Consider the following 19612-nt stretch of genomic DNA (forward strand, 5'->3'; position numbering starts at 1 on the left):
CTTCTATCTATTTATATCATACGTGTACGATTATCGGAAATCCTATTTTCCTTAAAACAAAAATACCTGCAAAGCATAAGGCTCTACAGGTATTTCGGTATTAGTTTTCTTTGTTTTCTTCTTTAATGCCGTATTTTTTGTTGAAGCGATCAACACGGCCATCAGCTGCTGCGAATTTTTGACGCCCAGTGTAAAATGGGTGACATTCGTTACAGAACTCGACTTTAATGTCAGATTTTACAGAACCAGTTGTGAATGTGTTACCACATGAACATGATACTGTAGCTTCTTTGTAATCGGGATGAATTCCTGCTTTCATCTCTATCTCTCCTCTCGCCCTGAACCATCTGGAACAGAGTTGGTTATGAAACTGATACCTTACACGATCCGATTGATGTCAACCGCATATGTAGCAGAAATGTATGATGTTACGTTAAATATAATATCATCTTTGATAGTCGAATGCAAATGTTTAGTTTATATGATTAAATCAAATCATAGTATAGTAATTAGAAATACGGATAAAGTTGATTTCCACTCCAGACGGACGCTTTCCGCGGGCACGGCTTCAATCTCCTCGTCACTTCGTTCCTGCGGGGCTTTCAGCTCGCGCTGTTCCCGCTGGAGTCGCCGCCTTACGCTTCAATCAACAAAGTCCACTTTCAATATAAAGATAATCGAATAAAACATCTCAAAATTATTAGGCTTTTATACAGAAATAATCCATTGAATCTAAAGATTAATATTAATTCATTTTTTATAAGGTTACTTTTCCGCTTCGGTGTGCTTTCATTTCTACAGCTAGTTGTTCAAAAAATCCTTCGTTTGTTTTTGATTGGCGAAGTTTTTTTAGGAAACGCTCTGCGAAATCAGATGAATCGGAGAATGTTTTACGAATTGCCCAAAGTTTATCCAACTGTTCTTTTGGAATAAGTAGCTCTTCTTTTCTCGTCCCAGAACGACGAATATCAATAGCAGGGAAAATACGACGCTCAGCAAGGCTTCTATCCAAGTGAAGCTCTAAGTTACCTGTTCCTTTGAATTCTTCATAAATCACTTCGTCCATACGAGATCCAGTATCGACTAACGCAGTAGCAAGAATGGTTAAGCTACCACCTTCCTCAATATTACGCGCCGCTCCGAAAAATCGTTTTGGGCGATGGAAAGCTGCTGGGTCAATACCACCTGATAGTGTACGTCCACTTGGCGGAATAACTAAGTTGTAGGCACGAGCTAAACGTGTAATGGAGTCCATCAAGATGATCACGTCACGTTTATGTTCAACCAAACGCATCGCTCTTTCCAATACGAGTTCAGCCACTTTTACGTGGTTTTCTGGAACCTCGTCGAATGTAGAGCTTACTACGTCCGCTTTGACGGAACGCTCAATATCAGTTACTTCCTCAGGACGCTCATCTATTAATAAAACAATAAGCTCTGCATTTGGATGATTCGTAGTTATTGCATTGGCAATTTCTTTAATAAGTAATGTTTTACCAGCTTTCGGTGGTGCCACAATCAATCCACGTTGACCATAACCAACAGGTGCTACCAGATCCATGATGCGAGTTGATAGCTTATCAGGAACCGTTTCCAATTTAATATGGCGATCCGGATATAAAGGTGTTAGACCTGGAAAATGCACTCTTTCCTTCGCTACTTCTGGGTCTTCTCCATTTACTAACTCGACATGCAGTAGTCCATAATAGCGTTCACTTTCTTTTGGCGGGCGTACTTTTCCTGTTACTTTGTCGCCATTTCGAAGGTCAAATCTTCTAATTTGAGACGCAGATATATAAATATCCTCTGAGCTAGGCGAATAGTTAATCGGACGTAAAAAACCGAAACCCTCTTGTTGAATAATTTCTAGTACGCCTTCCATGAAGAAAAATCCTTCTTGTTCCGCACGAGATTTTAAGATTGCAAAAATAAGTTCTTTTTTTGAAAGTTTACTATATGCAGCTACTTTAAATTTACGAGCAAGTGTATAAAGTTCTTTCAGAGTCATGTTTTCTAACTCATTAATTGTTGTTTGTGTCATATGGGGATGCACCACTCTTTAATATATTTTATTGTTTTACTAATTTTTGAATTGTAATAGAAAGAAGTTTTATAAGAGGTTACCCGACGCCTTGTGATAGGTCGTCGGGTAAAACATAAGGAAAGTTTCTTATTTTATCCTGGTTTAACAGGCTGTAATACACCCACCTCAAATTTTGAGTAAGAAAATCGAGAAAAATTGGTGGGGATTAACAGCCTGTAAATCCCCGATTGGTTCAACTAACCATCAGTGGATGAAGACCCCCCACTGATGGAAGTTTCACTTTATAGTACTAAGTTAGGTTTTTTGTTTAGACTGTGACGACCTTCCACAAATCGAACTGTACCTGATTTAGCGCGCATTACAATGGAATGCGTTGAACTGAAGGCACCTTTAAATTGAACTCCACGAAGAAGTTCCCCGTCCGTAACACCTGTTGCTGCAAAAATGGCGTCGTCGCCTTTCACTAAGTCTTCCATACGTAGAACTTTGTTTACGTCTAGACCCATCTTGATGCAACGTGCGAGCTCTGCTTCATCTTGAGGTATAAGCTTCCCTTGAATTTCTCCACCTAAACATTTTAATCCTACAGCAGAAATTACTCCCTCTGGAGCTCCACCCATTCCGAATAAAATATCTACACCTGTATCATCAAACGCTGTATTAATAGCTCCTGCAACGTCACCATCTGTAATTAACTTTATACGTGCTCCTGCTGATCTGATTTCGTCGATGATTTTTTGGTGACGAGGGCGCCCTAAAATAGTAGCCACGACATCTTCAATGTTTTTATTTTTTGCACGAGCAACTGCTTTTAGATTATCTAAAACGGAAGCATTAATATCCACTTGTCCTACAGATTCAGGCCCTACGGCAAGTTTATCCATATACATATCTGGAGCATGAAGTAAGTTTCCACGATCGGCAACTGCAAGTACAGCAAGTGCATTCCAACCACCTGAGGCTACAATATTTGTACCTTCCAAAGGATCTACTGCGATGTCTACGTGAGGACCGTCTGTGCCTAGACCTAGTTTTTCACCGATATATAACATCGGTGCCTCGTCCATCTCCCCTTCTCCGATTACAACGACGCCTTCCATAGGAATCGTATCAAAAACGGTACGCATTGCAGTTGTTGCTGCATCATCCGCTTCGTTTTTTAAACCTCTCCCCATCCAACGTGCAGATGCGATTGCTGCTGCTTCTGTTACTCGAACCAATTCCATTGATAAACTACGTTCCATTATTATATAAGCCTCCAGTTTTGCATTATCCGAATTCCGAACTATATTTCTTCCTGTCTCATTGTAGCATATTTGTCAAACTTGATAAGTGACAATTATCCATAAAAACTTTTACAAAATAATCACAATAAGTTGAATATTAATCATTATTTACTTCCACTTCTTTTACTTCTACTCGTCTTATATCCGCACCAAGTCCTTGAAGCTTATCTACTAAAGAGCTATACCCACGTTCTATATGGAATATATCTTGAATTTCTGTTTCTCCATCAGCAAGTAACCCTGCAATTACAAGCGCAGCACCCGCACGAAGATCGCTTGCACGCACAGTAGCAGCCTCTAAGCTTGCTGGACCTGTAATGACGGCAGTTCTGCCATCCACACGCCCATTTGCATTCATCCGACGCAATTCATCGATTTGTTTAAAACGAGCGGAGTATATAGTATCCGTGATTACAGATGTGCCTTTTGCTTGGGTCATCAATACTGAAAATGGTTGCTGAAGATCCGTTGGAAAACCTGGATATACGAGTGTTTTCACATCTACAGGTAATAATTCTTCTACTTTAGGAATGACAATCTTTTCTTCATATTCTTCTACTCTCACTCCCATTTCACGAAGCTTGGCAGTTAATGCCTCCACGTGAAAAGGAATCACATTGTCAATCGTAATGCCATCCCCAGCTACCGCTGCCATAATCATAAATGTACCAGCTTCAATACGGTCTGGAATAATCGTGTGCTTTGTACCGTGTAATTCTTCTACACCATCAATTCGAATAACATTTGTTCCAGCACCTTTAATATTCGCGCCCATATTAGATAGTAATGTTGCTACGTCAATAATTTCGGGTTCTTTTGCTGCGTTTTCAATAATCGTACGACCTTTTGCTTTAACGGCTGCTAGCATAATATTTATAGTAGCTCCTACGCTTACTACATCTAAGTAGATTTTTGCGCCGACTAAGTTTTGTGCACGCAAATAAATGGCACCATGCTCATTTGATACGGATGCACCTAATGCTTCGAAGCCTTTAATATGCTGATCGATAGGTCTTGGGCCTAAGTGACAGCCTCCTGGTAAACCTATTGCCGCTTTGTTAAATCTCCCAAGCATAGCACCCATTAAATAGTATGAAGCACGAAGTTTCTTAATGTTGCCATTTGGTAGGGGCATATCCACAACATTTGTCGGATCAATCGTCATTGTTCCATTTTCAAATGTTACTTTAGCTCCTACTTCCTCTAAAATATCTTTTAACGTCCAAACGTCTAAAATTTCTGGTAAACCTTCGATAGTGACAGGGGAATTTGCCAATAAAGAAGCAGGAATTAGCGCCACTGCACTATTTTTCGCCCCACTTACTTTAATGGTTCCTTGAAGGCGTTGTCCCCCTTTTATTTTATAAACTTCCATACAGTTCTCCCTCGTCTTGTTACTCGCTTTTACGATTGTTCCAATCCGCTAGAAATCCTTCAATCCCTTTGTCTGTCAAAGGATGATTAAATAGTTGTTGAAGTACTTTAAAAGGTGTTGTTGAAATATGTGCGCCGTTTAGAGCTGCATCGGTAATATGTTGAGGATGTCTAATAGATGCCGCAATAATTTCAGTATCAATGTTATGAATATCAAAGATTTGTGCAATCTTAGCAATCAATTCCATACCATCATGTCCGATATCGTCTAAGCGACCTAAAAATGGCGATACGTAGGTTGCCCCAGCGCGTGCTGCTAGCAATGCTTGGTTTGCGCTGAAAATAAGAGTTACATTCGTTTTAATACCTTCTGAACGGAATACAGAACAAGCTTTAAGACCCTCTGGAGTCATTGGTAGTTTTACAGTAATATTCGGTGCAATAGCAGCAAGTTCTCTACCTTCTTTAATCATACCTTCTGCATCTAGCGCAATTACTTCCGCACTTACCGACCCGTCTACTAATGCAGTAATTTCACGCAGGCGATCGTGGAATGAGATATTTTCTTTTGCTACTAGTGATGGATTCGTTGTTACTCCTGACAGAATCCCCCAAGCGTGTGCTTCTTTTATTTCTTCAAAATTGGCAGTATCGATAAAAAATTTCATATGATTAATATCCTCCTCATGATGGAAAAACAGGAGAAGGTTCCTTTGAACACTTCTCCCCTGTAGCTATTTTTCTAACTTATTATTAAGCTTTGTTTGAACTTCCAAACTCACGCATTTTGCCGATTACTGTTGCTTTAATCGCATCGCGTGCAGGTGTCAAATATTTACGTGGATCGTATTGCTCTGCATCTGAAGCTAGGAAATCACGAATCGCTTTTGTTGCAGCAATTTGGTTTTCTGTATTCACATTGATCTTCGCAGTTCCAAGAGAAATTGCGCGTGTAATATCATGTGTTGGAATACCAGTTCCACCATGTAAAACTAGAGGAAGTTCTGCTAATTTAGAGATTTCTTCCATTTCTCTGAAACCTAAATTTGGTTCTCCTTTATATGGTCCATGAACAGAACCTAAAGCAGGAGCTAAACAGTCGATTGCTGTGCGTTTCACTAGCTCTGCGCATTCAGCAGGGTCCGCGTATATAACTCCATCCGCAATAACGTCATCTTCTTGTCCACCAACTGTTCCCAGTTCGGCTTCTACAGATACGTTGTGGGCATGTGCATATTCGACAACTTTAGATGTAATTTCAACGTTTTCTTCAAATGGATGATGAGAAGCATCAATCATGACAGAAGTGAAACCAGCATCAATTGCTTCTTTACATTTTTCAAAGCTAGATCCATGATCTAAATGAATTGCTACTGGTACGGAAATTTTATAAGATTCGATTAATCCTTTTACCATATATACTACTGCTACGAAGCCACCCATATATTTTGCTGCACCTTCGGATACACCTAAAATAACTGGTGATTTTTCTTCTTCAGCTGCTAGTAGGATAGCTTGCGTGAACTCTAAATTATTAATGTTAAATTGTCCTACTGCATATCCTTCTTTTTTCCCTTTTTCCAGCATTTCTTTCATCGAAACTAAAGCCATTGATATGGACCTCCTCTATTTGCTTTTACTCCACAATTATCTTTTCTATTCCACAATAAATGGAACTTCTACTTTTCTTCTTCATCATAACAAAAACAGGCGATGTTTTCCACTGCCTGCTGTTCCAACTCATTTCAGGATATTATTCACAGAATCTCTTAGTTCAAATACATCAAATGGCTTAGTGAAATAAAGTGAGGCTCCTAATTTCTTAGCCTCTTCTATGAAATTTAACTCTCCGTAAGCGGTCATCATCATGACCGGGAGCTCACTCCATTGTTCTTTTATACGCTTTAAAATTTGAATTCCATCCATCCCGGGGATTTTCATATCGAGTAAAACTCCATCGATATTGTGCTCATTGATAAGTTCTAACGCCTCATACCCATTTGCAGCTAAACTGACATTATACCCTTCTTGAGTAAACAACTCTTTTAATAACAACCTTATACCTAATTGATCATCCACTATTAAGATATGTTTCATCACAAGCAAACCCCTTCTTTGTTAATCCCTTATTGTATTATACGATATTTGTTATGGTAATCCCTCTTTTTTAAATATATTTTTCCATTTTAATTGGAGTTATTACCCATAAAGATATATTTTTTAAAAGAAGAACTTTGCTATATAATGAACAGGAGGTGAATTTCGATGAAAATGTTAACTACTCAACTTTCTGGATTATTACAACGAATCTCAAGTGCAGAGGAAGAAAATATTGAGGAAACTGCTCGTTTACTTGCACAAGCCGCTGCTCGAGAAGGAACAGTTTTTTTCGCTACTTTCGGAGAAATGAAAAGTATTTCCATTAATGGACAGTTTGCTGCGGAACCTTTCCCATCTATGCAGGCTTGGTCACCCGAAATCGAACTGACTAGTGCTGATCGTGTTTGGATTCTAACTCGTTCCTGTAACGACGAAGATGCACTGAACTTAGCTAAAAAGTTGAATGACGAGTTTATTCCTTTTGGCGCGTTAGCAGCCGAACCAGGTGGCGATGACAATTTGCTAGCTGACCTTGCTTATACATACATTTCCACAAAACTCACTAAAGGGCTCCTTCCCGCAGAAGATGGAACACGTATTGTGCTCCCCCATGCTTTAGCTGGACTGTTTGTGTATGAAGCAGTAAAGATGAAGTTGAACGAAATGCTTATTGGTGAATAGTTTATAAAAAACCGGGTAAAAAAACGCCCCGACCTTTAAGTCCAAAACCTGTTTCTGTCGTTTTCGAAGTGCTTTGAACAGACGTTTTGCTATATGATTACGGAGTGAATTTTTAGGGATGCTGGTTGGTTGTGACTAGCGTCAAAACCAACCAACATCCCTTTTTTCGGTAATCTTATGGCGTTTTTCTATCCGTCGCCCTCCTACAACTCTTAGAAACAGGTAAGTGCATTTTTGAATAATTAGAGAAAAGATACTTTCCTATTCTTAGTAGAAGCTCACGAAGATACAATTTCGTTCGCTATCTCACTTCTTTATTTAGTAAACACTTACTATTTCTCTTTATTACCATTAGATAAAAGAAAATCTACTTTCTTCATCATTTATTCAATAGACGGTTTTATCACTATATTAACTTTGACTACTCATATCTTCTTAGCGATAAGCTCTGCTGAATCTTCTGTAGGGTACTACTTACTTACTTGATTGGAGTGAAAGGTGGCGACTCCAGCGGGATGAGTGAGACAGATGAGACATCACATCGACGCGGAGCGACGGTGATGGCTCATCGCTCACCCCGCGGAAAGCGTCCACCTGAAACGGAAATCAGTAGTATTATTCATTCTTTCAAGTCCCATGAACCCAGTGTACACGGTACATTTTTATCTACTTTCTTATCTAATAAAAAAGAAGGATTACTCATGCTGAATCTCATGAGCAATCCTTCTTTTATTTTCTTATAAATAGGCGCTTTCGCTTTTCTAGATTGTCCAGCTTCAACGCGTAGCCCCTCGAGTCGTTTCAGAATGACGGATAAAGGCAAAGTACGCCTTTACCGTTATTCTTCCAACACTCGTCGGGGCTAACATACGCGCTTTCGCTTTTCTATGTTGTCCAGTTCCAGACGCCAGACCTTCGAGTCGCTTCAGAGTTGCGAATAAAGGCAAAGAACGCCTTTATTACAACTCTTCCAGCGCTTGTCAGGTCTAACAGGCGTCTTCCACATTTCTAGATTTCACCAACGGATGCTTTGATGAAGTCGCGGAACAACGGTTGTGGACGTTGTGGACGTGACACAAATTCCGGGTGGAACTGTGAAGCTACGAAGAAAGGGTGCTCTGGTAGCTCGATGATTTCGATAAGGCGACCATCTGGGCTTGTACCAGAGAACACAAATCCTGCTGCTTCGAATTGCTCACGGTATTCGTTGTTGAACTCGTAACGGTGACGGTGGCGTTCGTATACAAGTTCTTCTCCGTATGCTTGATGAGCTTTTGAACCTGGTGTTAGCTTACATGGATATAATCCTAAACGAAGTGTTCCGCCAAGGTCCTCTACATCTTTTTGCTCTGGCAATAAATCGATAATAGAATGTGGAGTTGTTGGATCTAACTCTGTAGAATGAGCTCCTTGAAGTTCTAGAATTGAACGAGCAAATTCTACTGTTGCTAATTGCATACCTAAACAAATACCTAAGAATGGTACATTGTTTTCGCGTGCAAATTTAGTAGCAGCGATTTTCCCTTCTACTCCACGGTCTCCAAATCCACCAGGAACAAGGATTCCATCTACATCTCCAAGGATTTCTGCAACGTTAGCATCACTTACTTCCTCTGCATTCACCCATTTCACTTCTACGTCTGCATCAAATTTATAGCCTGCATGTTTCATCGCTTCTACAACAGAAATGTATGCATCTTGAAGCTCTACGTATTTACCAACTAAACCAATACGAACTTTTTTCGATAATGATTTTACTTGATCTACTAAGCTGATCCAGTCTGTCATATCCGCTTCAGGCGCTTGAAGTTTGAAATGATCTATTACAATTTGGTCCAAATGTTGTGCTTGTAAATTCAATGGAATTTCATATAAAGAATCCGCATCAATACATTCAATTACTTCCTCTGGTTTGATATCGCAGAAAAGCCCAATTTTATCTTTCATATCTTGAGGAACTGGCATTTCCGAACGAAGTACAATTACGTTTGGTTGGATACCTAGGCTACGCAATTCTTTAACACTATGTTGCGTTGGTTTTGTTTTCATTTCTCCCGCAGCTTTAATGAATGGTACTAAAGTACAGTGAATATACATTACGTTATCGCTACCAACATCACGTTTCATTTGACGGATCGTTTCTAGGAATGGAAGAGATTCGATATCCCCTACTGTTCCACCGATTTCTGTAATAACGATATCTGCATGTGTTTCTTTTGCAGCTAAAAATAAACGATCTTTAATTTCATTTGTAATATGTGGAATTACTTGAACTGTTCCACCATTATAATCGCCGCGACGCTCTTTTCTAAGTACTGACGAGTAGACTTTACCAGTTGTAATATTCGAGTATTTGTTCAAGTTAATGTCGATAAAACGCTCGTAGTGACCTAAATCTAGATCTGTTTCTGCTCCATCATCTGTTACGAAAACCTCTCCGTGTTGATATGGACTCATTGTTCCAGGGTCTAAGTTGATGTAAGGATCGAATTTTTGGATCGTTACGTTTAGTCCTCTATTTTTCAATAAACGACCAAGTGATGCAGCCGTAATCCCTTTACCAAGTGAAGATACAACCCCACCAGTAACAAATATAAATTTAGTCATCTTGTGTTCCTCCTAATGTAATATCTAGTTCGTTCGCCACCATATCCAGGTGGGAACATTTTCTTATTTTAGTATGCGTTAAAGAATGAAATAAAATAAGAGTAGAGCAAAAACAAAAAAACGCTCCGCCTGCTTCATTGCAGGGGAGCGCATATGCACATGAGTAATGTCTCTTCAAAAAGAGCCCAATAAAATCTTATAGCGTTTAAAAGGATAAGTCAAGAATTATTCTTCGTCTTCCTCATCTAAATCCTCATCCAGTTCAAATTCATCATCGTCTTCATCGATCAAGTCTTCTTCAATCACTTCATCAATCTCTTCTTCGACAAATTCGATTACTGGTTCGTCGTCTTCATCTTCGTCGTCATCGTCATCTTCTACAAACTCATCGAATTCTTCTTCAAAGATGATTTCGTCCTCATCTAAATCTTCTAAATCATCGTCTATTACTTTATCTTTCTTTTTACGAACCTTAACAGTAGGAGCAGATTCTTCTTCAATTTGTTCTACTGGATACCATTCTCTTAGGCCCCATTGGTTTTCTGCAATAGCTAAAAAACGTCCGTCAATATTCATATCTGTATAGAATTGAGGTTTGCGTGAAGCCATTTCCTCATCAGTAAGACCGTTATAATGTTGAATCTCATCAAATAGTTCTTTTAAAGTTAATGAGTTTTTTTTATCTTCTAAAATCGCAAATGCTAAGTCGATTAACGATTCTTCTTGTAGTTGTACTGTTGTCATTTCACGAAATTTCAAATCGTGCACGTCCTTTCTATGTTCGTTTGCATACTTTTCATTATATACACACAAGTATGTTATATGCTACATTCATTTATTCTTTTTGAAAAGAGAAATTTTAGCTCCTACAATGACAAACAAATAAAATGATATTAAAAGTAGTGGAATAGATGCAAGTTGTTTGTTATATAAGAAAATAGTTAGTAGTAAGAGAATTACTATGACCATGAAATGAACAGGTTTTCTCATCCAAATTCTCCTTTACTACATACTAGGTATATTATACAAAAAAACAGGAAAAAAGTGTTCCAATATTCATCAGAACACTAAACTTTATTTTTCCTGTAAACGTTTGTTTACATATTACGTCGGTATTGTCCGCCTACTTCATATAATGCATGGGTAATTTGACCAAGACTTGCTTTTTGTACAGTTGTCATTAACTCTTCAAAAATGTTGCCACCTGTAACAGCGACTTGCTTCAAACGAGCAAGAGCTTCTTCGGTCTCAGCTTCGTTTTTTTGTTGGAAATTTCTTAGATTCGTTATTTGCGTTTCTTTTTCTTCTTTTGTTGCGCGTGCAATTTCCATATTATTAATGTCCTCTTCAGAAGCAGGATTAGGATTTAAATAAGTATTCACCCCAATAATAGGTAGCTCGCCTGTATGTTTTTTCATCTCATAATGCATTGATTCTTCTTGAATTTTACCACGTTGATATTGTGTTTCCATTGCCCCAAGCACGCCCCCACGATCATTAATACGATCGAATTCGGACAGCACAGCTTCTTCTACTAGGTCCGTCATTTCTTCTACGATGAAAGCACCTTGTAACGGATTTTCATTTTTCGATAAGCCATGTTCCTTCGTAATAATCATTTGAATTGCCATTGCGCGGCGCACTGATTCCTCTGTAGGAGTAGTAATAGCCTCATCGTAAGCATTCGTATGCAGCGAGTTACAGTTATCTTGTAAAGCCATTAATGCTTGTAAAGTTGTACGGATATCGTTGAAGTCAATTTCTTGTGCATGTAAGCTTCGACCTGATGTTTGGACATGGTATTTCAGTTTTTGACTGCGTTCATTGGCACCGTATTTATCGCGCATAACAACTGCCCATATACGACGAGCAACTCGACCAATAACTGTATACTCTGGGTCCAATCCATTAGAGAAGAAGAACGATAAATTCGGCGCAAAGTCATCTATATGCATACCGCGGCTTAAATAGTACTCAACATAAGTAAAGCCATTCGCAAGTGTGAATGCTAGCTGCGAAATTGGATTCGCTCCTGCTTCTGCAATATGATAACCCGAAATAGATACTGAATAATAATTACGAACCTTTTGGTCAATAAAATACTGCTGAATATCACCCATCATACGAAGGGCAAATTCTGTAGAGAAAATACATGTATTTTGACCCTGGTCCTCTTTCAATATATCCGCTTGAACAGTTCCTCGAACGACCTGTAAAGTAGTAGCTTTAACTTCTGTAAATTCCTCTACAGTTAGCGTTCGTCCCAGCTCTTCTTCCTTTAGACGCACTTGCTGATCAATCGCCGTATTCATAAACATCGCTAAAATAATTGGAGCAGGTCCATTGATCGTCATCGAAACCGAAGTGGAAGGTGCACATAGGTCAAACCCGTCATATAGCTTCTTCATATCCTCTAATGTACAAATGCTTACACCAGATTCCCCCACTTTTCCGTAAATATCAGGACGATGATCAGGGTCTTCTCCGTATAGCGTCACTGAGTCAAATGCAGTGGATAAGCGTTTTGCATCGTCATCCTTCGATAAATAATGGAAACGGCGATTTGTGCGCTCAGGAGTCCCCTCTCCAGCAAATTGACGTTTCGGATCTTCCCCTTCTCGCTTAAATGGAAAAACACCTGCTGTATACGGGAATGATCCTGGTACATTTTCTTTGTATACCCAGCGTAGAATCTCTCCATAGTCTACGAATTTAGGTAGTACTATTTTAGGTATTTTTATCCCTGATAAACTTTCTGTACGTAGAATGGTGCGAATCTCTTTATCTCGAATCTTTGTGATGAATTCGTCCCCAGCATATGCTTCCTTTAAAGCTGCCCAGTTTTCTAGAATGCGTTTAGATTCTGCAGTCAGTTCATCTCGAACACCTTTAGCTAATGATTCGAGAGATTGAACAAGCACGTCGTCTGAGGCTTTTTCCTTCACCTGTTCGATAGCACCTTCTAGCTGGAATAGTCTTCTAGCAAAGCCTACCTGTTCTTCCGACTTGTGATGGTACCCACGAACAGCATCTGTAATTTCACGTAAGTAGTAGCGGCGATCGTTAGGTATAATGACGTTTTGTTTTTGTGTTTTCACAAATTGATCGTAGGAAGTTTCCCAAGTGGATCCTGTCTTCTCGTTTAATGTAGCAATAAGTGCCGCAAATAATGAATTCGTTCCTTTATCATTAAATTGACTAGCAATTGTTCCATATACAGGCATTGTATCTAAATCATCATGCCATAACTCGCGGCTTCGTTGATACTGCTTCTGCACTTGGCGAAGAGCGTCCTCAGAACCTTTACGTTCGAATTTATTGATAACGATTAAATCTGCATAGTCAATCATGTCAATTTTCTCTAATTGGGAAGGTGCTCCGAACTCGCTGGTCATTACATACATCGATACATCCGATACATTTGTAATTTCTGCGTCACCTTGTCCGATTCCACTTGTTTCTACAATAATCATGTCATATCCAGCAACTCTTACAACGTCTAATACATCCGCAAGTGCTCCCGATAATTCTGTACGTGAACCTCGAGTAGCCAAGCTTCGCATAAATACACGCTTGTTGAATATTGCATTCATACGAATTCGGTCACCTAGAAGTGCTCCACCTGTTTTTTGCTTCGTCGGATCAATAGATAGTACAGCAATCTTTTTATCTGGAAGTTCTTGTAGGAACCGGCGAATTAATTCGTCGGTGAGCGAGCTTTTTCCAGCTCCACCAGTACCTGTTATACCTAACACCGGAGTACCTTTGGATAGTTTCTTTGATTGCTCCAGCATTAGAATTGCTTCGTCATTATGTGTTTGATGCGCTTCCTCTGCTACAGTGATTAAATGAGCAAGCACCTCTGGATTTTCTGTCGTAACGCTTGTAATTTCCTCATTTACACCTTTTGCTTCTGTTGCTACATCACATTCCATTAGTATTTGATTGATCATTCCTTGTAATCCTAGTTTTCGGCCGTCTTCTGGTGAGAAAATGCCGGAAATGCCATACTCCTGTAGTTCTTTTATCTCTTTCGGAATAATTACACCGCCGCCGCCGCCAAAAATACGGATATGTGGCGCGCCACGCTCTACGAGTAAATCTTTCATATATTTAAAATACTCAACATGCCCTCCTTGATAGGAAGATATGGCGATTCCTTGTACATCCTCTTGAATTGCCGCATTTACTACCTCTTCCACTGAACGATTATGCCCTAAATGAATAACCTCTGCTCCGCTTGCTTGTAAGATGCGACGCATAATATTGATGGATGCATCATGCCCATCGAAAAGGCTCGATGCTGTAACGAATCGCACATGATTTTTTGGACGATATACTTCTACCGTAGACATGTTGATATTCCCCCTTGTTTGTTAGCAAACGTGTTTTTTTTATTTCATCCCATCGAGTAATAATTCGATTTGTAACTCTGTAAATTGTTCGATCGTATATTCCTTGCGCAGCGCCCATCTTCGGAACGCCCACATTTGTCCTTGAACGACTAATGTATGTGCGTAAAGTTGTGCCTGGGCCTCCGTAAGTTCAAGTTCCCCCGCTTGAATACAGCCAATAATTATTTTAAGGAAGATATCGACCATTTCCAATTCTTTCGTTAATACATATTCTAATGCACCTTTTGGGAGCGACTTAGATTCTTGATACATAACTACGAACTCGTCTGACATATCATCGATTACCCCATAGTAGTGACGGATAGCCGTTTTTAATTCGCCTATCGTACCATTTTCTGCAGTAATTTGCGACAGTCTGTTGTGCACTTCATTGTAAATACTGTCACAAACCAAATAGAGTACGTCTTCCTTTGAACGAATATATTCATACAAGGTACCAATACTAAAGCCAGCTTCTTTAGCTATTTCTCTAGTAGTTGCGCGATGAAAACCTTTTTCTTTGAATAAAGTAACAGCTGCTCGAATCATTTGATCTCGCCTTTTTTCAATAAGATTCTCATCTTTGACAGATGTCTTTACTTCATGTTTCTTTTCCATATTCATCGATTACTTCGTTAACATACGAGAAATAACTAACCGTTGAATTTCTTGTGTACCTTCGTAAATTTGGGTGATTTTTGCATCGCGCATATAACGTTCTACTGGGTAATCTTTCGTATAACCATATCCGCCAAATACTTGAACAGCTTCAGTTGTTACTTTCATCGCAGTATCACCAGCCATCAACTTTGCCATAGCTGATTCTTTTCCGTATGAAAGTCCATTTGACTCTAACCAAGCAGCTTGATATGTAAGCAAACGAGAAGCTTCTATAGAAGTTGCCATATCTGCAAGTTTGAAGGATACCCCTTGGTTCGCAACGATCGGCTTACCAAATTGTACACGCTCTTTCGCGTAATTTACAGATGCATCCAATGCTCCTTGTGCAATACCTACAGCCTGAGCAGCAATTCCGTTACGTCCACCATCTAATGTTTTCATCGCGATAATGAAACCTTCCCCTTCTTGGCCAAGAAGATTTTCTTTTGGAATGCGGCAATTATCGAAAATAATTTCAGTAGTTGGAGAAGAGCGAATTCCTAATTTTTTCTCTTTTTTACCAACAGAAAAACCTGGGAAATCTGCTTCTACGATGAAAGCACTCGTGCCTTTATGCTTCGATTCAGGATCTGTTACTGCAAAAACTACATAAATATCAGCAATACCACCATTTGTAATAAAGATTTTTGAACCATTTAACACATAATGATCACCATCTAATTTTGCATTAGTTTTCATTCCACCCGCATCTGAACCTGAACCAGCTTCTGTTAAACCATAGCCACCGATTTTTGTACCTTCTGCCATCGGACGAAGATATTTTTGTTTTTGCTCCTCATTGCCGTATTTGAAAATTGGCCAGCCTGCAAGCGATGTATGTGCAGATAAAGTTACGCCTGTCGAAGCACAAACGCGCGAAAGCTCTTCTACTGCGATACAGTACGCTAGATAATCTGAACCAATTCCGCCGTACTCTTCCGGCCAAGGAATTCCTGTTAGCCCAAGCTCCGCCATCTTGTCGAAAATCTCACGGTCAAAGCGTTCCTCTTCATCACGTTCAGCAGCTGTTGGTGCTACTTCGTTTTCTGCAAAGTCTCTTACCATTTTACGAATCATTTCATGTTCTTCTGATAGTTGAAAGTTCATTGTCATTCCCGCCCTTTTTTGTTTTAGTTTGGTTAAGCTAGTGATCTCTTTCTAAGTTTTTCATTTGTTTTAGTTCGTTAGGTGCTTTGCAATCACAATGCGTTGAATTTCACTTGTGCCTTCGTAAATTTCGGTGATTTTCGCATCACGGAAATAACGTTCTACTGGGTAATCCTCTGTATAGCCGTAGCCACCGAATACTTGAACGGCTTCTATCGATACATCTACTGCGGTTTTTGAGGCAAATAATTTTGCCATCGATGCTTCTTTGCCACAAGGAAGACCTTGTTCACGAAGACTTGCAGCACGGTACACTAGTAATCTAGCAGCTTCCACAGCTGTACCCATATCTGCAAGTTTGAATCCGACACCTTGGTTCGCTGCGATCGGTTTTCCAAATTGCACACGCTCTTTTGCGTAACCAACAGCGGCTTCGAAAGCGGCTTCAGCAATACCGAGTGCTTGCGTTGCAATACCAATACGACCAGTGTTCAAGTTGGCCATTGCAATTTTAAAGCCTTCTCCTTCTTCGCCAAGTCTGTTCTCAACTGGTATTTTCATATCTTCAAACGTTAGCTCTACAGTTCTAGAACCGTGAAGCCCCATTTTATGTTCGTCTTTCCCAACGATAAATCCTGGTGTATCCTTCTCGACGATAAATGCCGTAATACCTCTTGAGCCGAGCGAGTGGTCAGTCGATGCAAAAACAATATAAACATCTGCTTCCCCACCATTTGTAATAAATACCTTGGAGCCATTTAATACATAGTGATCGTCTTTTTTGACAGCTTTAGTTTTTAAAGCACCTGCATCAGATCCTGCTGAGGCTTCAGTCAAGCAAAAGGCACCTAAATATTCGCCCGATGCTAACTTCGGAACGTATTTATTTTTTTGCTGCTCTGTACCGAAATATAAAATTGGATTAGTTCCAACTGAAGTGTGAACAGAAAGTATTACTCCTACTACTGCGCTCACTTTGGATAATTCATTAATGGCAATTACATAGCTCGTAAAGTCCATTTCTGAGCCACCATACTGCTCTGGAACGGTGATACCCATTAAGCCGAGCTCTCCCATTTTCTTCAAAATGTCGCGAGGAAACTCCCCTTGCTCCATTTTTTCGATAAATGGTTGTACTTCTGTTTTTGCAAAATCTCTCACCATATTGCGCATCATCAATTGTTCTTCTGTAAATTTCAATTCCATCCTAAGTGCCCCTTTTATTCGTAGATGTAAAAACCTCTACCTGTTTTCTTCCCTAACCAGCCGGCTTTCACATATTTACGTAGCAATGGACATGGGCGATATTTACTGTCGCCAAATCCTTCATGTAAGATTTCCATAATGTAGAGGCAAGTGTCTAAACCGATAAAGTCCGCTAATTGAAGCGGTCCCATTGGATGATTCATCCCCATTTTCATCACATCATCAATCGCTTCTTTGGTCGCAACACCCTCATATAGTGTATAGATTGCTTCGTTGATCATCGGCATTAATATGCGGTTAGATACGAATCCAGGAAAGTCATTCACTTCAACTGGCACTTTGCTTAGTTTCGTCGTCATTTCTTGAATTGCAGTGTAAACTTCATCAGATGTAGCGAGTCCGCGAATGATTTCTACTAACTTCATTACTGGCACCGGATTCATGAAATGCATACCGATTACTTGCTCTGGACGCTTTGTCGCAGCAGCAATTTCAGTTATCGGCAGCGACGAAGTATTTGTCGCAAGTATTGTGTGAGCTGGTGCAATTTCGTCTAGTTGTTTGAAGATAGATTGTTTGATCTCCATATTTTCGACTGCTGCTTCAATCACTAGATCCACATCGCTAGCTTCTTCAATCGAAAGTGACATGGTAATTTTATCTAACACTGACTGTTTTTTATCTTCCGTCATTCGACCTTTTTCTACGTTTCGAGATAGGTTTTTAGTAATTGTTTGGATACCGCGCTCGTAAAATTGTTGTTCTCGATCATTTAGCTTTACGTCAAATCCCGCTTGTGCGCATACTTGAGCAATTCCAGAACCCATCTGCCCTGCGCCGATTACCATAACCTTTTGGATATTCATGCAATGTTACCTCCTGTTTTTGGAACTTCGATCATGATCGCATCTCCCTGACCACCGCCAGAACAGATCGCTGCGATACCGATCCCTCCCCCGCGGCGCTTCAATTCGTATGCAAGCGTTAAAATGATACGCGCACCTGAAGCTCCTATTGGATGACCAAGAGCTACTGCCCCACCATTTACATTTACTTTATCCTCGTCCAGACCTGCTAATTTGCTGCTCACTAATGCAACCGCTGCAAAGGCTTCGTTTATTTCAAATAAATCAATATCTCCTATTGTCTTACCTGTTTTCTCTAGAATTTTGTTAATAACTAGTCCCGGTGTTTGTGGGAAGTTTTCAGGTTCCACTGCTACTTCAGCGTGTCCAATAACGTATGCAAGAGCTTTTTTTCCAAGTGACTTTGCCTTTTCCTCACTTGTTAAAACGATGGCACATGCTCCATCATTAATACCAGGTGCGTTACCTGCTGTAATTGTCCCTTCTTTTCCAAAAGCAGGCTTAAGAGTTGCTAGTGATTCCAATGATGTATTGCGACGTGGAGATTCGTCTTCATTCACAACGATTGGTTCACCTTTCCGTTTGGGTATTTCAATCGGTACAATTTCTTCTCCTAGAATTCCATTATCAATAGCTTTTAAGGAAAGATCATGGCTTCTAAACGACCAGGCATCTTGTTTTTCACGAGATAATTCAAACTTTTCTGCCGTAGAGTTACCATATGTTCCCATATGAACATTTTTTGGATGGAATGAACAAGATAGTCCGTCGTAAACCATACCATCGACCATAGCTGCATCTCCCATGCGCAAGCCAAATCTACCTTTTGGTAAATAGTAAGGTGCATTGGACATCGATTCCATGCCCCCTGCTACAATAATTTCTTCATCACCTAGTCGGATCAATTGATCAGCAAGTGTGACACTGCGCATTCCAGAGGCACATACTTTATTGATCGTTTCCGTTTTTACAGACCAAGGAATTCCTGCTTTGGTAGCCGCTTGACGAGAAGGAATTTGTCCTTGCCCCGCCTGTAGAACTGTCCCCATAATTACTTCGTCTATTTGTTCTGGGTCAATGCCTGTGCGATTAAGCGCTTCTTTAATTGCTACTCCACCAAGATCGGATGCAGTTAAAGTACTTAACGCTCCTCCAAATTTACCAAAAGCTGTTCGTGCTCCATCCAAGATAACTGTTTTCGTCATGTAGACACCCCTTTTGTTGTATGCGCTTTCAAATTATAATAAAAATAAAAGTGACTGAACGCTCGCTCGATTTCATTTGTAA

18 protein-coding genes are annotated in these 19612 nt (G+C 39.8%); 2 read left to right on the forward strand and 16 right to left on the reverse strand.

Annotated elements, in window-relative coordinates:
• Positions 1–100: 100 nt before the first annotated feature.
• The 7 genes from rpmE to ACIQX2_RS03780 form a co-directional block, all read right to left on the reverse strand.
• Positions 101–319: a 50S ribosomal protein L31 gene (gene rpmE, locus ACIQX2_RS03750; protein WP_402847122.1), complete on the reverse strand. Its 219-nt coding sequence runs from the start codon at positions 317–319 to the stop codon at positions 101–103.
• A 438-nt stretch (positions 320–757) separates the two neighbouring features.
• Complete coding sequence (rho, locus tag ACIQX2_RS03755; RefSeq protein WP_402847124.1) at positions 758–2041, reverse strand: transcription termination factor Rho; 1284 nt, start codon at positions 2039–2041, stop codon at positions 758–760.
• Positions 2042–2325: 284 nt separating this feature from the next.
• Positions 2326–3288 (reverse strand): class II fructose-bisphosphatase, encoded by a 963-nt coding sequence (gene glpX / locus ACIQX2_RS03760; protein ID WP_093061329.1) that lies wholly within the window; start codon positions 3286–3288, stop codon positions 2326–2328.
• Between the two features lie 139 nt (positions 3289–3427).
• Entirely contained in the window at positions 3428–4705 is a 1278-nt protein-coding gene (locus ACIQX2_RS03765) for a UDP-N-acetylglucosamine 1-carboxyvinyltransferase (RefSeq protein WP_402847128.1), read from the reverse strand.
• A gap of 19 nt (positions 4706–4724) precedes the next feature.
• Complete coding sequence (fsa, locus tag ACIQX2_RS03770; protein WP_093061331.1) at positions 4725–5372, reverse strand: fructose-6-phosphate aldolase; 648 nt, start codon at positions 5370–5372, stop codon at positions 4725–4727.
• 85 nt (positions 5373–5457) lie between these two features.
• The gene (locus ACIQX2_RS03775; RefSeq protein ID WP_402847132.1) at positions 5458–6315 is read right to left on the reverse strand and encodes a class II fructose-bisphosphate aldolase; all 858 of its coding nucleotides are present in this window, start codon (positions 6313–6315) and stop codon (positions 5458–5460) included.
• Positions 6316–6444: 129 nt separating this feature from the next.
• Positions 6445–6801: a response regulator gene (locus ACIQX2_RS03780; protein ID WP_402847134.1), complete on the reverse strand. Its 357-nt coding sequence runs from the start codon at positions 6799–6801 to the stop codon at positions 6445–6447.
• Positions 6802–6969: 168 nt separating this feature from the next.
• Here ACIQX2_RS03780 and ACIQX2_RS03785 point away from each other — a divergent pair, with 168 nt between their 5' ends.
• On the forward strand, positions 6970–7485 hold the full coding sequence (locus ACIQX2_RS03785) for a DUF2529 family protein (protein WP_402847137.1): 516 nt from the start codon (positions 6970–6972) through the stop codon (positions 7483–7485).
• Positions 7486–8000: 515 nt separating this feature from the next.
• Positions 8001–8228, forward strand: a complete 228-nt coding sequence (locus ACIQX2_RS03790) for a hypothetical protein (protein WP_402847140.1) — start codon at positions 8001–8003, stop codon at positions 8226–8228.
• Between the two features lie 265 nt (positions 8229–8493).
• Here ACIQX2_RS03790 and ACIQX2_RS03795 read toward each other — a convergent pair whose 3' ends face one another.
• The 9 genes from ACIQX2_RS03795 to ACIQX2_RS03835 all read right to left on the reverse strand — a co-directional run bounded on the left by ACIQX2_RS03795 (position 8494) and on the right by ACIQX2_RS03835 (position 19530).
• Positions 8494–10092 (reverse strand): CTP synthase, encoded by a 1599-nt coding sequence (locus ACIQX2_RS03795; protein ID WP_402847144.1) that lies wholly within the window; start codon positions 10090–10092, stop codon positions 8494–8496.
• Between the two features lie 225 nt (positions 10093–10317).
• Complete coding sequence (gene rpoE / locus ACIQX2_RS03800) at positions 10318–10851, reverse strand: DNA-directed RNA polymerase subunit delta (protein ID WP_175454021.1); 534 nt, start codon at positions 10849–10851, stop codon at positions 10318–10320.
• A 72-nt stretch (positions 10852–10923) separates the two neighbouring features.
• Positions 10924–11082, reverse strand: coding sequence for a hypothetical protein (locus ACIQX2_RS03805; protein ID WP_175454022.1), 159 nt, complete (start codon positions 11080–11082; stop codon positions 10924–10926).
• Between the two features lie 107 nt (positions 11083–11189).
• On the reverse strand, positions 11190–14447 hold the full coding sequence (icmF, locus tag ACIQX2_RS03810; RefSeq protein WP_402847151.1) for a fused isobutyryl-CoA mutase/GTPase IcmF: 3258 nt from the start codon (positions 14445–14447) through the stop codon (positions 11190–11192).
• Between the two features lie 39 nt (positions 14448–14486).
• Positions 14487–15104, reverse strand: a complete 618-nt coding sequence (locus ACIQX2_RS03815; RefSeq protein ID WP_402847489.1) for a TetR/AcrR family transcriptional regulator — start codon at positions 15102–15104, stop codon at positions 14487–14489.
• A gap of 9 nt (positions 15105–15113) precedes the next feature.
• Positions 15114–16253 carry an acyl-CoA dehydrogenase gene (locus tag ACIQX2_RS03820; RefSeq protein ID WP_402847153.1) on the reverse strand — a complete coding sequence of 380 codons (1140 nt, stop codon included), beginning with the start codon at positions 16251–16253 and terminating at the stop codon, positions 15114–15116.
• Between the two features lie 69 nt (positions 16254–16322).
• Complete coding sequence (locus tag ACIQX2_RS03825; RefSeq protein WP_402847155.1) at positions 16323–17459, reverse strand: acyl-CoA dehydrogenase; 1137 nt, start codon at positions 17457–17459, stop codon at positions 16323–16325.
• 14 nt (positions 17460–17473) lie between these two features.
• The gene (locus tag ACIQX2_RS03830; protein ID WP_402847156.1) at positions 17474–18325 is read right to left on the reverse strand and encodes a 3-hydroxybutyryl-CoA dehydrogenase; all 852 of its coding nucleotides are present in this window, start codon (positions 18323–18325) and stop codon (positions 17474–17476) included.
• Positions 18322–19530: an acetyl-CoA C-acetyltransferase gene (locus ACIQX2_RS03835; protein ID WP_402847158.1), complete on the reverse strand. Its 1209-nt coding sequence runs from the start codon at positions 19528–19530 to the stop codon at positions 18322–18324. Before ACIQX2_RS03835 ends, ACIQX2_RS03830 begins: the two co-directional genes overlap by 4 nt.
• Between the last annotated feature and the right edge of the window lie 82 nt (positions 19531–19612).

Origin of the sequence: Psychrobacillus sp. NPDC096623 (genome assembly GCF_044762655.1) — a bacterium.
Lineage (GTDB): Bacteria > Bacillota > Bacilli > Bacillales_A > Planococcaceae > Psychrobacillus.